The sequence below is a fragment of the Sphingopyxis sp. genome (genome assembly GCF_050725655.1).
GTDB lineage: Bacteria > Pseudomonadota > Alphaproteobacteria > Sphingomonadales > Sphingomonadaceae > Sphingopyxis.
Genome location: NZ_JBOHHT010000013.1, coordinates 1 through 19,272, shown reverse-complemented (window position 1 = coordinate 19,272; position 19,272 = coordinate 1). Strand labels below are relative to the sequence as shown.

The 19,272-nt window shown below is 64.6% G+C and carries 18 protein-coding genes, 2 tRNA genes and 1 pseudogene; 12 read left to right on the top strand and 9 right to left on the bottom strand.

Annotated features, from left to right (window positions below; translation table 11 throughout):
* The first annotated feature begins 95 nt into the window (after nucleotides 1-95).
* Genes cyoA through ACREBX_RS01645 form a run of 7 tightly spaced genes read left to right on the top strand, consistent with a single transcriptional unit; the run spans nucleotide 96 to nucleotide 6,909 of the window.
* Complete coding sequence (gene cyoA / locus ACREBX_RS01675) at nucleotides 96-1,280, top strand: ubiquinol oxidase subunit II (RefSeq protein ID WP_431560019.1); 1,185 nt, start codon at nucleotides 96-98, stop codon at nucleotides 1,278-1,280.
* Between the two features lie 16 nt (nucleotides 1,281-1,296).
* Entirely contained in the window at nucleotides 1,297-3,309 is a 2,013-nt protein-coding gene (cyoB, locus tag ACREBX_RS01670) for a cytochrome o ubiquinol oxidase subunit I (RefSeq protein ID WP_431560018.1), read from the top strand.
* Nucleotides 3,310-3,313: 4 nt separating this feature from the next.
* Nucleotides 3,314-3,955 (top strand): cytochrome o ubiquinol oxidase subunit III, encoded by a 642-nt coding sequence (cyoC, locus tag ACREBX_RS01665; protein ID WP_431560017.1) that lies wholly within the window; start codon nucleotides 3,314-3,316, stop codon nucleotides 3,953-3,955.
* Nucleotides 3,952-4,362: a cytochrome o ubiquinol oxidase subunit IV gene (cyoD, locus tag ACREBX_RS01660; RefSeq protein ID WP_431560016.1), complete on the top strand. Its 411-nt coding sequence runs from the start codon at nucleotides 3,952-3,954 to the stop codon at nucleotides 4,360-4,362. The genes cyoC and cyoD overlap by 4 nt, the downstream gene beginning before the upstream one ends.
* On the top strand, nucleotides 4,359-5,060 hold the full coding sequence (locus tag ACREBX_RS01655) for an SURF1 family protein (RefSeq protein WP_431560015.1): 702 nt from the start codon (nucleotides 4,359-4,361) through the stop codon (nucleotides 5,058-5,060). Before cyoD ends, ACREBX_RS01655 begins: the two co-directional genes overlap by 4 nt.
* Nucleotides 5,060-6,367, top strand: coding sequence for an ATP-binding protein (locus ACREBX_RS01650; RefSeq protein ID WP_431560014.1), 1,308 nt, complete (start codon nucleotides 5,060-5,062; stop codon nucleotides 6,365-6,367). The genes ACREBX_RS01655 and ACREBX_RS01650 overlap by 1 nt, the downstream gene beginning before the upstream one ends.
* Nucleotides 6,364-6,909, top strand: a complete 546-nt coding sequence (locus tag ACREBX_RS01645; RefSeq protein WP_431560013.1) for a response regulator transcription factor — start codon at nucleotides 6,364-6,366, stop codon at nucleotides 6,907-6,909. Before ACREBX_RS01650 ends, ACREBX_RS01645 begins: the two co-directional genes overlap by 4 nt.
* Before the next feature lie 13 nt (nucleotides 6,910-6,922).
* On the opposite strand, the gene ACREBX_RS01640 is transcribed toward ACREBX_RS01645, so the two are convergent.
* The 4 genes from ACREBX_RS01640 to ACREBX_RS01625 all read right to left on the bottom strand — a co-directional run bounded on the left by ACREBX_RS01640 (nucleotide 6,923) and on the right by ACREBX_RS01625 (nucleotide 11,349).
* Nucleotides 6,923-9,034: a prolyl oligopeptidase family serine peptidase gene (locus ACREBX_RS01640; protein ID WP_431560012.1), complete on the bottom strand. Its 2,112-nt coding sequence runs from the start codon at nucleotides 9,032-9,034 to the stop codon at nucleotides 6,923-6,925.
* Nucleotides 9,035-9,207: 173 nt separating this feature from the next.
* Nucleotides 9,208-9,630, bottom strand: coding sequence for a DUF4112 domain-containing protein (locus tag ACREBX_RS01635; RefSeq protein WP_431560011.1), 423 nt, complete (start codon nucleotides 9,628-9,630; stop codon nucleotides 9,208-9,210).
* A gap of 42 nt (nucleotides 9,631-9,672) precedes the next feature.
* A complete protein-coding gene (locus ACREBX_RS01630) occupies nucleotides 9,673-11,133 on the bottom strand; it encodes an ABC transporter substrate-binding protein (RefSeq protein WP_431560010.1) in 1,461 nt (486 codons plus the stop codon).
* 130 nt (nucleotides 11,134-11,263) lie between these two features.
* Nucleotides 11,264-11,349, bottom strand: a tRNA-Leu gene (locus ACREBX_RS01625).
* 90 nt (nucleotides 11,350-11,439) lie between these two features.
* Here ACREBX_RS01625 and ACREBX_RS01620 point away from each other — a divergent pair.
* Nucleotides 11,440-12,387 carry an ABC transporter ATP-binding protein gene (locus ACREBX_RS01620; RefSeq protein ID WP_431560009.1) on the top strand — a complete coding sequence of 316 codons (948 nt, stop codon included), beginning with the start codon at nucleotides 11,440-11,442 and terminating at the stop codon, nucleotides 12,385-12,387.
* Nucleotides 12,384-13,151 (top strand): ABC transporter permease, encoded by a 768-nt coding sequence (locus ACREBX_RS01615; RefSeq protein ID WP_431560008.1) that lies wholly within the window; start codon nucleotides 12,384-12,386, stop codon nucleotides 13,149-13,151. Before ACREBX_RS01620 ends, ACREBX_RS01615 begins: the two co-directional genes overlap by 4 nt.
* Before the next feature lie 150 nt (nucleotides 13,152-13,301).
* Here ACREBX_RS01615 and ACREBX_RS01610 read toward each other — a convergent pair whose 3' ends face one another.
* From ACREBX_RS01610 to aroA, 4 genes are all read right to left on the bottom strand, one after another.
* The gene (locus tag ACREBX_RS01610; protein WP_431560007.1) at nucleotides 13,302-13,580 is read right to left on the bottom strand and encodes an integration host factor subunit beta; all 279 of its coding nucleotides are present in this window, start codon (nucleotides 13,578-13,580) and stop codon (nucleotides 13,302-13,304) included.
* A gap of 204 nt (nucleotides 13,581-13,784) precedes the next feature.
* Nucleotides 13,785-15,500, bottom strand: coding sequence for a 30S ribosomal protein S1 (rpsA, locus tag ACREBX_RS01605; protein WP_431560006.1), 1,716 nt, complete (start codon nucleotides 15,498-15,500; stop codon nucleotides 13,785-13,787).
* A 276-nt stretch (nucleotides 15,501-15,776) separates the two neighbouring features.
* Nucleotides 15,777-16,406: a (d)CMP kinase gene (locus tag ACREBX_RS01600; RefSeq protein WP_431560005.1), complete on the bottom strand. Its 630-nt coding sequence runs from the start codon at nucleotides 16,404-16,406 to the stop codon at nucleotides 15,777-15,779.
* Nucleotides 16,403-17,731 carry a 3-phosphoshikimate 1-carboxyvinyltransferase gene (gene aroA / locus ACREBX_RS01595; RefSeq protein WP_431560004.1) on the bottom strand — a complete coding sequence of 443 codons (1,329 nt, stop codon included), beginning with the start codon at nucleotides 17,729-17,731 and terminating at the stop codon, nucleotides 16,403-16,405. The genes ACREBX_RS01600 and aroA overlap by 4 nt, the downstream gene beginning before the upstream one ends.
* A 124-nt stretch (nucleotides 17,732-17,855) precedes the next feature.
* Here aroA and ACREBX_RS01590 point away from each other — a divergent pair, with 124 nt between their 5' ends.
* Together ACREBX_RS01590 and ACREBX_RS01585 are read left to right on the top strand one after the other, a co-directional pair.
* On the top strand, nucleotides 17,856-18,182 hold the full coding sequence (locus ACREBX_RS01590) for a TIGR02300 family protein (RefSeq protein WP_431560003.1): 327 nt from the start codon (nucleotides 17,856-17,858) through the stop codon (nucleotides 18,180-18,182).
* 133 nt (nucleotides 18,183-18,315) lie between these two features.
* Nucleotides 18,316-18,391, top strand: a tRNA-Ala gene (locus ACREBX_RS01585).
* Nucleotides 18,392-18,446: 55 nt separating this feature from the next.
* On the opposite strand, the gene ACREBX_RS01580 is transcribed toward ACREBX_RS01585, so the two are convergent.
* Nucleotides 18,447-18,893: an RrF2 family transcriptional regulator gene (locus ACREBX_RS01580; RefSeq protein ID WP_431560002.1), complete on the bottom strand. Its 447-nt coding sequence runs from the start codon at nucleotides 18,891-18,893 to the stop codon at nucleotides 18,447-18,449.
* Nucleotides 18,894-19,042: 149 nt separating this feature from the next.
* Here ACREBX_RS01580 and ACREBX_RS01575 point away from each other — a divergent pair.
* A pseudogene (locus ACREBX_RS01575) lies at nucleotides 19,043-19,272 on the top strand (hypothetical protein); the annotation flags it as partial.

The following is a 19,272-nucleotide window of genomic DNA, read 5'->3' as shown; positions in this document are numbered from 1 at the left end:
CAACCAGCCCTCGCGGCGCGTCTTTCGGCCCGAGCTGTTCGCCATTTGGGCGCCTCGACGCCGCTGAAATTGAGGGCGGGCCCTCCGCGCGCATCATGCCAAGCAATCTCCCCCGTTTTCCCGCCCGATTGCGGCTCTTGCCGCTGCTCGCCGCGTTGCCTCTGTTGTCGGGCTGCGGACTGATCGTGCTCGATCCCGCCGGCGACGTTGCGCGCCAGCAGGGCGACCTGATCGTCCTGTCGACCGTGCTGATGCTGCTGATCATCGTGCCGGTGATGGGGCTGACGATCTTCTTCGCGTGGAAGTATCGCGCGTCGAACAAGGACGCGACGTACAAGCCCGACTGGGACCATTCGACGCAGCTCGAGCTGGTCATCTGGTCGGCGCCGCTCTTGATCATCATCTGTCTGGGTGCGGTGACATGGGTCGCGACGCATTTGCTCGATCCCTATCGCCCGCTGGCGCGGACGGCGCCGGGCAAGCCCGTGGCGGCGGAGGTGAAGCCGCTCGACGTGCAGGTCGTCGCGCTCGACTGGAAATGGCTGTTCATCTATCCCGAACAGGGCGTGGCGACGGTGAACGAGCTGGCCTTGCCGGTGAACCGGCCGGTCCGTTTCCGCATCTCCTCCTCGTCGGTGATGAACAGCTTTTATGTGCCCGCGCTCGCGGGGCAGATCTACGCCATGCCGGGCATGGAAACCAAGCTGCACGGCGTGTTCGACAAGACCGGCGATTATGAAGGCTTTTCGGCCAATTATTCGGGCTGGGGTTTTTCGAACATGCGCTTTGCAGTGAAGAGCCTGCCCGCTGGCGAGTTCGACAAATGGGTCGCGGCCGCCAAGGCTTCGGCCGAGGGCGACCTCAGCCGCGCCGAATATCTGAAGCTCGAAAAACCGACGCACAAGGAACCCGTGCGCCGCTTTGCCGCGAGCGATCCGCAGCTGTTCGACGCGGTCGTCAACATGTGCGTCGAGCCCGGCAAGATGTGCATGCACGACATGATGTCGCTCGACGCCGCGGGCGGCGCGGGCATCGCGGGCATCGGCAATGTCCGGCAGGTCACCTATGACAAGTTCGCCGCGCGCGGCACCGTCGACGCCGCACGCTGGAGCATGCGTTATGTCGCGGCCTATTGCAGCGCGCCGGTGATGTCGAACGACCGCCCCGACGCGAAGCCGGTCGCCCCGGAAAAACTGAAGGGCGAGGGGCTTCCCCACCCTGCCAAGCCCGAACGCACCGCGCTGCGCGCCCCCGCCGCCGCCGACCGCCCGCTGTCCTGAACGAGCCCGAGATCCCATGACCATCCCGCATCCCGCACCCGAAACCGGTCCGATCCTTGGCAAGCTGTCGTTCGAGGCGCTGCCGCTGCACGAGCCGATCCTTGTCTTCACTTTCATCGGCGTCGTCCTTGGCGGCATCGCCGTGCTCGGCCTGATCACCAGGTTCCGCCTCTGGGGCTATTTGTGGACCGAGTGGTTCACCACGGTCGATCACAAGCGCATCGGGATCATGTACATGATCCTGGGGCTCATCATGTTCCTGCGCGGTTTTGCCGACGCGATCATGATGCGTATCCAGCAGGCAATGGCGTTCGGCGGGTCCGAGGGATACCTCACCCCGCATCATTATGACCAGGTGTTCACCGCGCACGGCGTGATCATGATCTTCTTCGTCGCGATGCCGTTCATCACCGGGCTGATGAATTATGTCGTGCCGCTGCAGATCGGCGCGCGCGACGTCAGTTTCCCTTTCCTCAACAATTTCAGTTTCTGGATGACGACCGCGGGTGCGGTGCTGACGATGATCTCGCTGTTTATCGGCGAATATGCACAGACCGGCTGGCTTGCCTATCCGCCTTTGTCGGGCATCGCCTACAGCCCCAATGTCGGCGTCGACTATTATATCTGGGGCTTACAGATAGCCGGCGTCGGCACCACCCTGTCGGGCATCAACCTGATCGTCACGATCCTGAAGCTGCGCGCGCCGGGCATGGGGCTGATGAAGATGCCCGTCTTCACCTGGACCTCGCTCTGCGCGAACATCCTGATCGTGGCGTCGTTCCCGATCCTGACCGCGACGCTCGTACTGCTCACCCTCGACCGTTATGTCGGCACGAACTTCTTTACCAACGACCTCGGCGGATCGCCGATGATGTATGTGAACCTGATCTGGATCTGGGGGCACCCCGAGGTCTATATCCTCGTGCTGCCGCTGTTCGGCGTCTTTTCCGAAGTCACCTCGACCTTCTCGGGCAAGCGGCTCTTCGGTTACACGTCGATGGTCTATGCGACGATCTGTATCACGATCCTGTCGTACCTCGTCTGGCTGCACCACTTCTTCACGATGGGGTCGGGGGCGAGCGTCAACAGCTTCTTCGGCATCACGACGATGGTGATCTCGATCCCGACGGGGGCGAAGCTCTTCAACTGGCTTTTCACCATGTACCGCGGCCGCATCCGTTTCGAACTGCCGATGATGTGGACGATCGCCTTCATGCTGACCTTTGTCATCGGCGGCATGACCGGGGTGCTGCTCGCGGTGCCGCCCGCCGACTTCGTGCTGCACAACTCGCTGTTCCTGATCGCGCATTTCCACAATGTGATCATCGGCGGCGTGTTGTTCGGCCTGTTCGCGGCGATCAATTACTGGTGGCCCAAGGCGTTCGGCTACAAGCTCGACGTGTTCTGGGGCAAGATCAGTTTCTGGTGCTGGGTCGTCGGCTTCTGGGTCGCCTTCACGCCGCTCTATATCCTCGGCCTGATGGGCGTGACGCGGCGGATGCGCGTGTTCGACGACCCGAGCCTGCAAATCTGGTTCGTGATTGCGGGCATCGGCGCGCTGATCGTCGCGGCGGGCATCGGCGCGATGCTGATCCAGTTCGGCGTCAGCATCTGGCGCCGCAAGGAGCTGCGCGACACCACGGGCGGCGATCCATGGGACGGCCGCACGCTCGAATGGGCGACCAGCTCGCCGCCGCCCGACTATAATTTCGCCTTCACGCCCGTCATTCACGATCTCGATGCGTGGTACGACATGAAGAAGCGCGGGCATCAGCGGCCGGAGGGTGGCTATCGCGACATTCATATGCCGAGCAACACCGGCACGGGGATGATCCTGTCGGGCTTCTGCCTGGTCATGGGTTTCGCGCTGGTGTGGCACATCTGGTGGCTGGCGGCGCTGAGCTTTGCCGCGACGATCGTCGGCGCGATCTATCACACCTTCAACTACAAGCGCGATTTCGACATCCCGGCGGCGACGGTCACCGCGGTCGAGGACGCGCGGACCCGCCAGCTGGCGGCCGGAGCCTGATGCGATGAGTGCCAAGACTTTGACCGCCGCCCCGATCTCCGCGAACGAGCCCGTCCGCTTCTACGACCTCGACGAGCATGCGCATCCCGAGGGGCACAGCACGATGCTGGGCTTCTGGATCTATCTGATGAGCGACTGCCTCATCTTTGCGATCCTGTTCGCCTGCTATGCGGTGCTCGGCGGCAATTATGCCGCGGGTCCGGCGCCGAAGGATCTGTTCGACCTGAAGCTGATCGCGCTCAACACCGCGATGCTGCTCTTCTCGTCGATCACCTATGGCTTTGCGGTGCTCCAGATGCAGCAGGGCAAGGTGCGCGGCGTCCAGATCTGGCTCGCGGTCACCGCGCTCTTCGGGCTCGCCTTCCTCGGGATCGAGCTTTTCGAATTCCACCATCTGATCGAGATCGGCGCGGGGCCGCAGCGCAGTGCCTTCCTGTCGAGCTTCTTCACGCTGGTCGGCACGCATGGGCTGCACGTCACCTTCGGCATCGTGTGGCTGGTGACTTTGATGGTCCAGCTGTCGAGGCACGGGCTGATCGCCGCGAACAAGCGCCGCGTGATGTGCCTGTCGATGTTCTGGCACTTCCTCGACGTTGTGTGGATCGGCGTCTTCACCTTTGTCTATCTGATGGGAGTGCTGCGATGAGCCGCGATCCTCACGCCGCCGCCCATCCGCACGACGGCCATCACGAGATCGAGATGCCGCACGCGTCGATGCGCGACTATGTCATCGGCTTTGTCCTGTCGGTGATCCTGACCGCCATCCCCTTCTGGCTGGTGATGACGATGCCGCTGAGCGCGGGCGCGACGGGCGCGATCATCATGGGCTTTGCCGTGGTCCAGATCGTCGTCCACATGGTCTTCTTCCTCCATATGACGCCGAAGGCCGAGGGCGGCTGGTCGCTGACTTCGCTGATCTTCACCGTGATCGTCGTCGTGATCATGCTGGCGGGGTCGCTGTGGGTGATGCACCACCTCAACACCAACATGATGCCGATGCCGCACGAACCGACGAGCCAGACGTCGGGGCAAGTGACGGGTCAGGTGCCGTGACACGCACCCGCCGCGCGGCCTTTGCCGCAGCGGCGCTGATCGCGGCGATCGGCCTCGCGGCGCTCGGCGTCTGGCAGCTCGAACGGCGCATGTGGAAACATGAGCTGGTCGCGGCGGTCGATGCGCGCATCCATGCGGCGCCGGTCGCGGCGCCGGGGCCTGGGGCGTGGAATGCCGTCGACGCGAAGGATGATGCCTATCGCCGCGTCATCGCCGCAGGCACTTTTCGCCATGATCGAGAGACGCTGGTGCAGGCCGTGACCGATCGCGGCCCCGGTTATTGGGTGCTGACCCCGCTTGAAACGCCGGGGTTCACGCTGCTCGTCAATCGGGGTTTCGTGCCCAAGGATCGGCGTAATCCGACGGCGCGGACGGCTGGCAATATTGCGGGGCTAGTGACGGTGACCGGGCTGCTGCGGGTCACCGAGCCCGAGGGCGCCTTTCTTCGTTCGAACGACCCGGCGGCGGATCGCTGGTTTTCGCGCGACGTCGCGGCGATCGCGAAGGCGAGGGGATTGCGCAATACCGCGCCCTATTTCGTCGATGCCGACGCCACGCCAAACCCCGGCGGTTATCCGGTCGGCGGGCTGACCGTCGTGCGCTTTCCCGACAATCATATGGTCTATGCGCTGACCTGGTTCGCGCTTTGTGCGCTCAGCCTCTTTTTTGCGTGGCGGCTGTGGCGTATCCGCGATTGATGACCCGCCCGACCATCCTGCCGACCACGCCTTCGAGGGCGCCCGCCGGCCGCCGCAATATGACGCTGCTGATCCAGCTGCGCTGGATTGCGGTCGGGGGGCAGCTGGCGACGATCGGCATCGTCAGCGGGCCGATGGGCATCGCACTGCCGCACGCGCCCTTGCTCGCCGCGGTCATGGTGCTGATCGCGATCAACTTCGCGAGCATCGCCCTGCTTCGCCGCGGCCGCGCGGTGACCAATGCCGAGCTGACCGCGGTGCTGCTGTTCGATGTTGCCGCGCTCGGGTGGCAGCTGCATCATAGCGGCGGGCTTGCCAATCCCTTTGCCTCGCTGTTCCTGCTGCAGGTCGTGATCGGCGCGATCCTGCTGACCCCGCGGTCATCGTGGGCGATCGTCGTTGCGGCATTGGCGGCGCTTGCGGCCCTGCGCATCGATCCGACGCCGCTCGTGCTGCCGCCCGCCTATGCCGACGATCCGATGGGGCTGTATCTGAAGGGCAGTTTTGTCTGCTTCCTGCTGATCGCGGTGCTGTTCGTCGCCTTCGTCACGCGGATCAACCGCAATCTGCGCGACAGCGACGCCGCGCTCGCGGCGAGCCGCCAGCGCGCGGCCGAAGAGGATCATATCGTGCGCATGGGGCTGCTCGCGTCGGGCGCGGCGCATGAACTGGGCACGCCGCTGTCGACATTGTCGGTGCTGATCGGCGACTGGAAGGCGGCGCCGCGGCTCGCGAAGGATCGCGAGATGCAGGAGGATCTGGCCGACATGGATGCGGCGGTGCAGCGCTGCAAGGCGATCGTCAGCGGCATTTTGATGTCGGCGGGCGAAGCGCGCGGCGAGGCACCGCAACTGACGACGATGCGCGCCTTCCTGACCGGCATCGTCACCGGATCGCGCGCGCTGCGGCGGCCCGGGACGGTCGAGTTCAACGACCGTTTCGGCGCCGATGTCGCAATCGTGTCGGACCCCGCGCTGCGCCAGGTGATCGACAATGTGATGGACAATGCCTCCGAAGTCTCGCCCGACTGGGTCGGGGTCAGCGCGACGCGCGACGGCGATATGGCGGTGATCGAGATCGCCGATCGCGGCCCGGGATTCAGCGACGAGATGCTCGCGAATTTCGGCCAGCCCTATCGTTCGACCAAGGGACGCCCGGGCGGCGGGCTCGGGCTGTTCCTGCTCGTCAACGTCTTGCGCAAGCTCGGGGGCGGGGCGACGGTGGCGAACCGCGATGCAGGCGGTGCCTTGGTGCGGATCACGCTGCCGATTTCGGCGGTTGCGCGGCCCGGTGGAGAAACGGCATGAGCGAGGCCAAGAACGACGGGCGGCAATTGCTGATCGTCGAGGATGACGAGACGTTGGCGCGGACGCTGAAACGCTCGTTCGAACGGCGCGGCTATGCGGTGGAGGTCGCGCACAGCCCCGAAGAAATGGCCGCGCTTTTGCAGAATTTCCGGCCGGGTTATGCGGTGGTCGACCTGAAGCTGGGCAGCGCGTCGGGGCTGGCGTGCGTGCAGACGCTGCGCGCGAGCGATGCGCTGATGCGGGTCGTCGTGCTCACCGGCTTTGCGAGCATCGCCACCGCGGTCGAGGCGATCAAGCTCGGCGCCTCCTATTATCTCGCCAAGCCGTCGAACACCGACGACATCGAGGCGGCGTTCGACCGCGCCGAGGGCAATGTCGAAACGCCGGTGGGCGACCGTCCGTCATCGATCAAGACCGTCGAGTGGGAGCATATCCACCAGATTTTGGTCGAGACCGATTTCAATATTTCGGAGACCGCCCGCCGGCTGGGCATGCACCGGCGGACGCTGGCGCGGAAGCTGGAGAAAAGGCAGATCCGCTAGGCTGGGGACGCGCCTATTTCTTCTCCACCAGTTCGCGCAGCAGGAAGCCGTGGAGCATCGCGGCGCGCACCGCATCCTCGGCATGGTCGGCGCCGACCGAATGGCCGCCTTCGATATATTCGTGATAATAGACGCGGTTGCCGTTCTCCATCAGCCGCGCGGCATATTTGCGCGCGTGGCCGGGGTGGACGCGGTCGTCCTTGGTCGAGAGGTAGAGGAAGATCGGCGGGTATTTCACGCCCTTGCGGATGCCCTGATAGGGCGAATATTTCGACAGGAACGCCCAATCCTCGGGCAACTCGGGGTCGCCATATTCGGCCACCCACGAGGCGCCCGCGAGCATCTTGTCGTAACGCCACATATCCTTGATCGGCGAACCCGAGATGACCGCGCCGTAAAGGTCGGAGCGCTGCGTCATCGCCGCGCCGACGAGCACGCCGCCGTTCGAGCGGCCCGAGATCGCAATCTTGCCCTTGGCGCTGACCCCGGTCTTCACCAGATCCTCGGCGACCGCGTGAAGATCGTCGAAGCTGTTCTGGCGTTTCTCACGCAGCGCCGCCTGGTGCCAGGCGGGACCATATTCGCCGCCGCCGCGGATGCCCGCGAGGACATAGGCGTTGCCGTCCTCGACCCAGAACAGCCCGAGCGGGCCGGCGCGGTACGGCTGGCCGGTGAGATAGCCGGGCGTCTGCGCGGCGCGGAAGCCGCCATAGGCGTGGACGAGCGCGGGGACGGGGCCGGTCGCGCCCTTCTTGCGCGCGAGGAAATAGGGGATTTTCGTGCCGTCCCTCGACGTCGCGAAACGCTTCTCGACGCTCATATCCCTGGCGTCGAAGGTCGCGGGCAGGCTCTGCACGGCTTGCGGCGCCTTGCCTTCGGACACCGCGTAGAGCGTCGGCGGCATCAGCATCGTTTCGGCCGTGGCGAGGATGGTGTCGCGCTTGCCGATCGTGCCCGCGATGTTGACGGTCGCGTTGGCGGCGAGCGGAACCTCCTTCTGGCTCCAGTTTCCGGTCTTCGGATCGCGGCGCAGCGCGAACAGCTTGCCCTCGACATCGTCGAGCGCCTTGACCCACAGGATATTGTCGGTCGCCGAGACATTCTCGATCGCCTGCGCCTTCGTCGGCGTCATCGCGGTGACGATCGGGACCTGCCGGTCGGCCGACATGTCGGCGAGCGACAAGGAGACGAGCGAGCCCGCGGGGATATTCGCCCAATCCTTGTTGAGAAAGATGATCAGCTGGCCGTCGATGACCTCGCGCACGCTGGCGGTGTCGGGAATGATCGACGAGATATATTGTGCCCCGTCGACGTTCGGCAGCTTGACGTCGGTGGTGTAGAAGGTCTTGCCGCGGCTGATCATCGGCCAGCGCTTGTCGCCGTCGGTGAAGGCGAAGACGTTCATGCCGACGTCCTCAGGCTCGCCCTCGGCGACCGTCACGGCCGAAGCGAGCGGGGTGCCGCGCTTCCAGCGTTTGACGATGCGTGGATAGACCGATGCGGTCATGCTGCCCGCGCCATAGTCGGTCGCGACGAGCAGGGTGTCGGCGTCTTCCCATGTCACGCTGCTCTTCGCCTGTGGCAGGGTGAAGCCGCCATCGACGAAGCTTTTGGTGGTGCGGTCCCATTCGCGAACGACGTCGGCATCGGTGCCGCCGGGGCTCACCGAGATGAGGCAGCGCTTGTAATCGGGGGCGAGGCAGTCGGCGCCGTGCCACACCCAGCTCTGCTTCTCGGTCTTGCCGAGCGCATCGACGTCGATGAGCGTCGTCCAGACGGGCTTTCCGGCGAGATAGGCATCGAGCGGGCTCTGACGCCAGATGCCGCGCGGGTTGGTCGCGTCGCGCCAGAAATTGGTTACGCGATCGCCCATCACTTCGCCGGGCTCGGCGATCTGGCGGTCGTCGTCGAGGATTTCGCGCGCGCGCTTGCGGTCCGCCTCGAAACCCGGGCGGCTGGTGATCAGCTTGTCGGTTGCCGCATTTTCCTTTTTGACCCAGTCGAGTGCCTTCGTGCCCTCGATATTCTCGAGCCAGAGGTAGGGATCCTTATCTTGCGGCGCGGCGACCGCGACGGCGGTGATGGAACAGCTGAGGGCAAGCGCGGCAAGGCTGGCGCGGATCATTCGATGGTCTCCCCTGGGTGTGGCGGCGCTGTGCTAGCAGCATTAGACACCCGAGGGAAAGACGGTTGCGAGCGCAACTATCGTCATTGCGAGCGGAGCGAAGCAATCCAGAGCGGTTTACGCAGGCTCTGGATTGCCGCGTCGCCTTCGGCTCCTCGCAATGACGACGGGGATCACTGATCGATGATGATCGTGCCCGGATGATGCTTGTCGAGATGCTTCTTGATGATCTTGAGATTGCGCGTGTTGGAGCGGAAGAAGAAGTCGAAGGCGTCGCCGACGAGCGGCACCGCGCCGAGCGCGGTGTCGACGCCGAGGTTGCCGACCATGCGCCAGATCTTCCATTTCGGCATGCCGAGGTTGCGCGCTTCCCAGATGAGGTAGGCGCCCATCGTCGCGGCGATCACGTCGCCGACCACGGGGACAAGGCCGACGATCGCGTCGAGGCCAACGGGGCGGTTGATGCCGGGAATGATGAAGCTGCGTTCGAGCAGGATTTCGAGCGTCTCGACGCGCTTGCGCAGCGCCGCGGGGTCGCTGCGATTCGCGATCAGCGCGTCGAAGATCGCGTCGGGATTCGGGGGCGAAGGGGCCATTTGGGTCCTTTCAAAAGCGCTCAAAGGTGCAGCGCCACTGTATTAGTTAGGTAAGGCGATCACATGATTCAATGGGTGCTGCGCGCGGCCGTTGGCGCGCAGGCCGGTAAGACGCTGCGACGCGACCGACCAGCGGAGCGGCGTCGCGAGCGGAATGAAGGGGACATAGCGACCAAGCACCGCCTCGGCCTCGCTCACCTGCACCCGGCGCTGGCCGGCGTCGATGTTGGCCGTCGCCTGGTCGATCAGTTCCTGCGCCTCGCGGTTGCAGAGCGTATCGCGGCGGCACGAGAGGCGGCGCAGCGCCCACAGCGCATCATCGTTCGGCGCGACTTCGTCGATCAGCCGGAGGTCGGCGGTCGCCGCCATCGGGACGCGCTGGCTCGGCACCCCGATCGCTTTGAAATCGGCTGACACATAGGCGAACAGAATGCGGCCGCCGGGGGTGTCGGGGACGGCGATGCGCAGCGGCTCGATCTCACGTCCGGCGCCGCGCCACGCATCGACGGCGCGTTTCGCCTGCGCGACCCGCGACGCTTCGTCATATTCGGCCCAGACGGGGACGAGCGGAGCGGGACCGCCGTCGCGCGCGTAGAGCGTTGGGCGGAGCGTGACCTGCGGCTGCCATTCGGCGAGCCCGAACGCCTCGATCAACCGCTCGCGCCGGATCGCGCGCACGAGCGCGTCGCGGTTGGCGTCGGTCGCGAGGAAGCCCTCGGGCCGGACAAACGACAGGCCGAACAGGCCGGGGACCGGATCGACGACAAGGCGCGAACGGCCGACGTTCGACGCGGCGAAATAGGGCAGGGTCGAAAAACGGCCGCCGACGACGCCATCGGCATAGCCGTTCTTGAACCGCGCGAGCGCCCCGGCGGGCGACGTGCCGACAAGCTCGATCGAGGCGGCGGGATCGTTCGCGGCGGCCTCGGCCGCCTCGGGATCTTCGGCGAGCGGATCGGGGACGGGGGAGAGCAGCACCGCGCGCCCGATCTTGCGCGCGCGCATCGGTCCCCAGCCCATGCCCTTGTTGACGATCGCCATCGAGGGCTGCGCGAGCAGTTCGAGGATCGCGGGCTGCGGCACCGAGAGCCGGATTTCGATGACGGTGTCGGTCATCGCCTTGATCGTTTCGATCTCGGGAAAATCGCTCTTCAGGACGTGGCGGCTCGCGGGGGCGAGATAGGACCGCAGGATCGCGGCGACATCTTCGGCCGTAACCTTGCGCCCGTTGGTCCATTTGGCTTCGCGCAGGCGGAAGATATAGCTGCGTCCGTCGGTGGTGACGGTCCAGCGATCGGCGAGGCCGGTGTCGATCTGCCCCTCGCCGTCGTAGCTGACCAGCCCCTGCGAGGTCGCGTCGAGCAGCGCGGCGTTGGCGGACGACAGTTCGCCTGCCGCCGGGTTCGCCGAGGGATTGAGCGGGCCGATGGCGGCGATCCTGACCGGGCCGCGCTCGCCGAACAGGCCGCAACTGGCGAGTGACAGGACGGCGAAGCCGATCATGATCCTTGGCAGGAGGGTCTTGGCCCCGGACTTCGGCATGTCTGTTTCTGGCGGCATCGAAATGCATCATAGTGATGCCGGGCAAAACCGGAAGTGGGCATCCGGCTTGCGGACCGATCTGTCACAAAGCTGGTGCGGACGGCGGGACTTGAACCCGCATACCCAGAGGATGGCAGATTTTAAGTCTGCTGCGTCTACCGATTTCGCCACGTCCGCATGACCGACGCCGGTCAAGCCGATGGGCCGATGGAGGTCAAGCGCTGTTTGCCGCTTCACGCCGTCGGGCGGCTCGGCTAGACGCGTGGCATGACTCCAGTCCTTGAAATTTCCGGCCTCGGAAAAACCTATAAAAGCGGTCACACAGCACTGCGCGATGTCGACCTCTCCATCAACAAGGGCGAGATTTTCGCGCTGCTCGGGCCGAACGGCGCCGGCAAGACGACGCTGATCAGCATCGTCTGCGGAATCGTGACCGCCACGGCGGGGACGGTGACCGTCGCCGGACACGACCACGCCCGCGATTATCGCGCCGCGCGGACGATGATCGGGCTGGTGCCGCAGGAACTGCACACCGATGCGTTCGAAACCGTGATGGCGACGGTGAGTTTCTCGCGCGGGCTGTTCGGCAAGCCGCGCGACCCCGCGTTCATCGAGCAATTGCTGCGCGACCTGTCGCTCTGGGACAAGCGCACATCGAAGATCATGGAATTGTCGGGCGGGATGAAGCGCCGCGTCATGATCGCCAAGGCGCTCAGTCACGAGCCCGAAATCCTGTTCCTCGACGAGCCGACCGCGGGGGTCGATGTCGAACTGCGCCGCGATATGTGGAACATGGTGCGCGGCCTGCGCGAGCGCGGCGTCACGATCATCCTCACCACCCATTATATCGAGGAGGCCGAGGAGATGGCCGACCGCGTCGGGGTGATCACCGGCGGGCGGCTGATCCTGGTCGAGCAGAAGGACGAACTGATCAAGAAGCTGGGGCGCAAGACGCTGACGCTCAATCTGGTCGATCCGCTGACGGCGATCCCCGAAGAGCTGGCGCAGTGGAAGCTGGCGCTGGCGGGCGAGGGCAATGAGCTGGTCTATGAATTCGACAGCCGCGCCGAGGCGACCGGGGTGCCCTCGCTGTTGCGGCGAATGACCGACATCGGGGTCCAGTTCAAGGATCTGCACACGCGGCAAAGCTCGCTCGAGGATATTTTCGTCGGGCTGGTCCATGAATCAAACGGTGCAAAGGGAGAAGCCGCATGACCGCGAACTGGCGCGGTGTGCGCGCAATCTATGCGTTCGAACTGGCGCGCTTCGGGCGCACCGTCTGGACGAGCCTCGCTTTGCCGGTAATCACGACGGCGCTTTATTTCGTCGTTTTCGGATCGGCGATCGGCAGCCGCATGACCGAGGTCAACAACGTTCCCTATGGCGCGTTCATCGTGCCGGGGCTGATGATGCTGACGATGTTCACCGAAAGCATCAGCAACGCCTCGTTCGGCATCTATATGCCCAAATGGACGGGGACGATCTATGAGATGCTGTCGGCGCCGCTGTCGCCGCTGGAAACGGTGATCGCCTATGTCGGCGCGGCCGCGACGAAGTCGGTGATCATCGGTTCGATCATCTTTGCGACCGCGCACCTGTTCGTCGACGTGCAGATCGCGCACCCGCTGTTGATGGCGGCCTTCATGATCCTGATGGCGGTGACCTTTTGCCTGTTCGGCTTCATCATCGGCATCTGGGCGCAGAGCTTCGAGCAGCTTCAGGTCATCCCGATGCTGGTCATCTATCCGCTGACCTTTCTGGGCGGCGCTTTCTACTCGCTCGACATGCTGCCCGCGGCATGGCGGACGGTGACCCTGTTCAACCCCGTCGTCTATCTGATCAGCGGCTTCCGCTGGACCTTCTTCGGCAAGGGCGATGTCGGGATCGAAGTCAGCATGGGCGCCGTGACGCTGTTCCTGGCGCTGTGCCTGGGCGTCATCTTCTGGATGTTCCGCACCGGATACCGGCTCAAGAACTGAGCCGGCGCACGGCTAGCAACGGCTCTTCATTCCCGCGAAGCCCGTCCTGTGCGCCTGCAAGGCAGTCGAAGGGGCGGACACTATCGACGTGGCGTCGAAGCGTTGGTGAGATCCCGGCTTTGCCGGGATGGCGGGAAAAAAGCCGCGCGCTCAGCCGTTCAGACGTTCGCGCATTTCCTTGCCCGGTTTGAAATAGGGCACGCTTTTCGCCTTCACGTCGACCGCCGCACCCGTTCGGGGGTTGCGGCCGGTGCGCGATTCGCGCGACCGGGTCGAGAAGGCGCCGAAGCCGCGCAGTTCGACACGCCCGCCCGAGGCGAGCTGATCGACGATGGAATCGAAGAAAGTGTCGACGATGCGCTCGACTTCCTCGATCCGCAAATCGCTGTTTTCGCTCGCGATCTTTTGAACCAGTTCTGACCGGATCATGTGCTTCCCCTATTATATACAGTCACGCTATTCCCGCCGAGGCGGGATCCGGTCGTTGCCGGTCCATATTGCGTGAGACCCCTCCCAACGCGCGGAGAAGGTATCACGAATCACTGTCCGGTCAAAATATATCACTGAAAGAAAAAGGCCCGCAGAGGGACACTCTGCGGGCCTTTTGTTTCGCCTGACGGCGGAAGGAGGAAATTAATCCTTCTTGCCGGCCTTCAGCGCCTCGCCGAGGATGTCGCCGAGCGAGGCACCCGAGTCCGACGAGCCGTACTGAGCGACGGCTTCCTTCTCTTCGGCGATCTGCATCGCCTTGACCGAGAAGTTCGGCTTTTTCGAGCGGTCGAAGCCGATGACCATCGCATCGAACTTCTGGCCGACCTGGTAACGTTCGGCGCGCTGTTCGTCGCGGTCGCGGCCAAGGTCGGCGCGCTTGATGAAGCCCGTGGCGCCATCGTCGCCAGCCTGAACTTCGAGGCCGTTGTCGCGGACTTCGAGGACGGTAACGGTGATGACGTCGTTCTTCTTCACCGAACCCGCAGCAGCGGCGCTGCCGCCGCCAACGGCCGGAGCACCCTTTTCAAGCTGCTTGATGCCGAGGCTGATGCGTTCCTTCTCGACGTCGACGTCGAGAACGACGACCTGCACGGCCTCGCCCTTGCGGTGGAGGTGCAGCGCTTCTTCGCCCGAGATGCCCCAGGCGATGTCCGACATGTGAACCATGCCGTCGACGTCGCCCGGCAGGCCGACGAACAGACCGAATTCGGTCGCGTTCTTGACTTCGCCTTCGACGACCGAGCCCACGGGGTGGGTGTCGGCGAATGCGCCCCAGGGGTTCGACTGAGCCTGCTTGAGACCCAGCGAGATGCGGCGCTTGTCGCTGTCGACTTCGAGGACGATGACGTCGACTTCCTGGCTCGTCGAAACGATCTTGCCGGGGTGGACGTTCTTTTTGACCCACGACATTTCGCTGACGTGGACCAGACCTTCGATGCCGGCTTCGAGTTCGACGAATGCACCGTAATCGGTGATGTTCGTGACGACACCCGACAGCTTCGCACCGACGGGGTACTTGGCGGCGACGCCTTCCCACGGATCGCTTTCGAGCTGCTTCATGCCGAGGCTGATGCGCTGCGTGTCGCGGTTGATGCGGATGATCTGGACGCGGACATTGTCACCGATGTTGATGACTTCGCTCGGGTGGTTGACGCGCTTGTAGCTCATGTCGGTGACATGGAGCAGGCCGTCGATGCCGCCGAGGTCGACGAACGCACCATAATCGGTGATGTTCTTGACGGCGCCTTCGATGATCTGACCTTCTTCCAGGTTCTGGATCAGGCCCGAGCGCTGTTCGGCGCGCGTTTCTTCGAGGATGGCGCGGCGCGACACGACGATGTTGCCGCGGCGGCGATCCATCTTGAGGATCTGGAAGGGCTGCGGCAGGTCCATGAGCGGGCCGACGTCGCGCACCGGGCGGATGTCGACCTGCGAACCGGGAAGGAACGCCACGGCGCCGCCGAGGTCGACGGTGAAGCCGCCCTTGACGCGGCCGAAGATGACGCCTTCGACGCGGGCTTCCTTGTTGAATTCTTCTTCGAGGCGGTCCCAGGCGGCTTCGCGGCGAGCACGGTCGCGCGACAGCATGGTTTCGCCATTGGCGTTTTCGACGCGGTCGACATAGACTTCGACTTCGTCACCGACGTTGATGTCGGCCTTCTGGCCCGGCATCGCGAATTCGCGAAGCGGCACGCGGCCTTCGCTCTTCAAACCGATGTCGATCACTGCCAGGTCGTTTTCAATCGCGGTCACGGTGCCCTTGACGACGCGGCCTTCAAAGCCGCCGTCGGCACCACCAAGCGATTCGTCGAGCATCGCGGCGAAATCGTCGCGCGTCGGGAAAGCCGTAGTGGCCATAGAGATATTATCCTTACTTCATTTGTTCCGGCCAAGCGGTTGGTTCCGCTGGTCTTAATGGCCGATATGCCATGCCTGCCGGATGCAGGGACAGCATCCTTCGAACCGTTCACCGGCAAGCCATGGGCAAAGCAAAAAGGGCGCGACGGGTGCGTCCCATCACGCCCGACGCTCGGTTCGAGCGGCGGTCTGTCCATGCCTCGACCTGCAATAAAGCCCGTCGGACGGGGCGCATATAGGCCGCAGTCCCCGCGAAAGCAAGGCGGAAAGCCGGTTCTAGCCGCGGCTCGTCCGGCGTTCTTCGACGAAGGCAATCGCGGCGGCGAGCGCGGCGTCCTTGTCCATGTCGCTGTTGTCGAGCAGCATGGCGTCGGCTGCCCGGACCAGCGGGGCGTCGGCGCGGCCGGTGTCGCGCGCGTCGCGGGCGTGAACGTCGGCGAGTACGGCGTCATAAGTCACGTCGACGCCGCGTCCGCGCATTTCCACATGGCGGCGGCGCGCGCGCTCCTCGGGACTGGCGGTGACGAACAGCTTGGCATCGGCGTGCGGCGCGATGACGGTGCCGATATCGCGCCCGTCGAGCACCGCGCCGCCAGGCTGGTTGGCGAAATCGACCTGCCGCTGGAATAGCGCGGCGCGGACCCGCGGATGGATCGACACGCGGCTGGCGAGCCCGCCCGTGGTTTCATAACGCAGCGCCGGATCGTCCAGCAGGCTGTCCGGAAAATCGCACGCAGCGAGCGCGTCGGCGGCGTTGTCGGCATCGCCATGGTTGAGCTGCGTCTGATAACCGACCGCGCGATAGAGCAGCCCGGTGTCGAGCACAGGCAAGCCGAAATGCTCGGCGAGCTGGCGGGCGAGGGTGCCCTTGCCCGACGCGGTGGGGCCGTCGACGGCGATGATCATTGCTGAAGCCCGGCGAGCAGTTCCTCGAAATTGGGAAAGCTGGTCGCGACGGGGGCGATGTCGTCGATCGTCACCGGCGCCTTGCTGGCGAGACCGGCGACGGCGAAGCTCATGCAGATGCGGTGGTCTAGATGGCCGGCGATGGTGGCGCCGCCGGGAAGCGGGTCGCCGCCGGTGCCGTCGATGATCAGCCCGTCCCCGGTTTCGTGGATGCGCGCGCCGATGGCCTTGAGGCCGGTCGCCATCACCGCGATACGGTCGCTTTCCTTGACGCGCAGCTCGTCGAGCCCGGTCGTGACCGTGCGGCCCTCGGCGAGCGCGGCGGCGACGAAGAGGATCGGAAATTCGTCGATCATGCTCGGCGCGACCGCCGGATCGACGTCGATGCCCTTGAGCAGGCTGTGGCGGACGCGCAGGTCGGCGACGGGTTCGCCGCCGACTTCGCGCGCGTTCTGCAGCTCGATGTCGCCGCCCATATGCCGGAGTATGTCGACCAGACCCGCGCGCGTCGGGTTGAGGCCGACATTGGCGACGACGATGTCCGAACCCGGAACGAGCAGCGCCGCGACGATGAAGAAGGCGGCCGACGAGGGATCGCCGGGGACCGTGATCGTCTGCGGCTTCAGCTCGGCCTCGCCAACGATGCGAATGTGGCGCGTGCCGTCGGCGCCCAATTCGACGGTCAGGTCGGCGCCGAAGCCGCGCAGCATGCGTTCGCTATGGTCGCGGGTGGGCACGGGTTCGATCACTTCGGTGATGCCCGGCGTGTTGAGGCCGGCGAGCAAGATCGCGCTCTTCACCTGCGCCGAGGCGACGGGCAGGCGGTAGGCGAGGGGGATGGCGGGCGCGAGGCCGCGCATCATCAGCGGCAGCCGGCCCCCGGGAGAGGCGCTGATATCGGCGCCCATCTGACTCAGCGGGTCGATGACGCGGCCCATCGGGCGGCCCGACAGGCTGGCATCGCCGATAAAGGTCGTGGTGATCGGATGGCTCGCGACAAGGCCCATGAGCAGGCGGGTCGAGGTGCCGCTGTTCCCCATGTCGAGCGCTTCGCGCGGCTGGAGCAGTCCGCCGACGCCGACGCCGTGGATGCGCCATTCGCCGTCGTCCGTGCGTTCGATCGTCGCGCCCATCGCGCGCATCGCGGCGGCGGTGGCGAGCACGTCATGCCCTTCGAGCAGGCCAGTGACACGGCTTTCCCCGACCGCGAGCGCGGAGAGCATCAGCGAGCGATGCGAGATGCTCTTGTCACCCGGAATCGCGATCCTACCTTTGAGCGGAACGGAAGCGGAAAAGCTGCGCGGCGTGGCGGTTTGATCGGTCATGGCGTGCGGCTTTTGACAGCGGCCTTGCAATCTGGCAAGGCGCACGCCGATTTGATGGATGCCGCACAGGCAGTCGTCGCTTTCCCGAAATTCTTATCTCTTTCCAGAAGGTTACGAGGCATATATGATAAAGGCTGAATGGGGCACGAAGCGTAGCTGCCCGAAATGCGCCACCCGATTCTATGATTTGACCAAGGACGATCCGATCAACTGCATCAATTGCGGTTACAACTGGATCCCGGAATCGGTGCTGAAATCGAAACAGCCGATGCCGTTCGAGCAGATCGAAAAGCCCGGCAAGGTCGTCAAGGAAGAGGTCGTTGCGGACGACGATCTGGATCTGGATGTCGATGTCGACGAGGACAGCGATTCGCCCGACAATGATGTCGACCTCGGCGGCGATGACGATCTGGGCGTCGCGACCGCCGACGACGACGACGTCGAAACCTGATAATTCTTGCGGGGGGCCAAAAAAGCATCGGATGATGCATTTGGCCCCTTGCATCGGTCGCCTGCACTGGTAAAGGCGGCCTCCCGATCGCAGCAGCCAGGAATATTGGCCACGGCGATCCGCGAAATGGCACGGGGCCTTAGCTCAGCTGGGAGAGCGCCTGCATGGCATGCAGGAGGTCAGCGGTTCGATCCCGCTAGGCTCCACCATTTACAAAAAAAGGCCCGCGAAAGCGGGCTTTTTTTGTTGTGCGGCGGGCCGTTGCTATTCGGCCGCCTCTTCCTTCTCGAACACGGGTTCCAGCGCGATCGGGTCGGCGAGCGTGATGCGGTCGAGGATCGACGCGGTGTCGTCGCGGACCTTGAGCATCAGGCTGCGCAGCCGGCATTCGGATTCGGGCAGGCAATTCTTGCAATGTTCGTGCGCGTTGCGCGCGGCGCAGGGGACGAGCGCGAGCGAACCGCGCGTCAGCCGGACAAGGTCGCCATAGCTGATGTCGATCGGGGGGAGGGCAAGCTGGTAGCCGCCGTCGCGGCCGCGCTGCGAAATCAGCAATCCTTCGCGCGCCATTTCGGACAGGATCACCGTCAGGAATTTGGGCGGAATGTTCTGCGCCTCCGCAATATCCGCAAGCTGCACCTGCCCCTTGCCCCAATGGTCGGCAAGATGCTGGAACGCGCGGATCGTGTAGCGGGTTTTTTGCGAGAGCATGGCGGCGTTACTGTGACATATTCAGCCCTAATTCAACCTGTCTGGATGACATAAGTTGCAGAGTTGATGAAAATCACAGCGGATGGCATGAACGACCGTTACAGGGGTCGCATGATTGCCCGGTTCCGGGCGCCATGAGGGTGGATTCGATGATGCGTAAAATATTGGCTGCTCCGGCTGTACTCGCGGCCTGCCTGCTCGCCGTTGCACCGGCGCACGCGCAGTTCGGCAGCCTGCTCCGCAAGGTGACGACTCCGGCACCGAAACCCAGCGAAGAAGGCAATGGCGGCTGTCCCAAGGGCAAGAAGGGCAGCAGTATCGGCCGCAACATCCTCGGCAATGTTCTGAACGATGCCGTCGGCAGCGCGGCGAGCAAGGC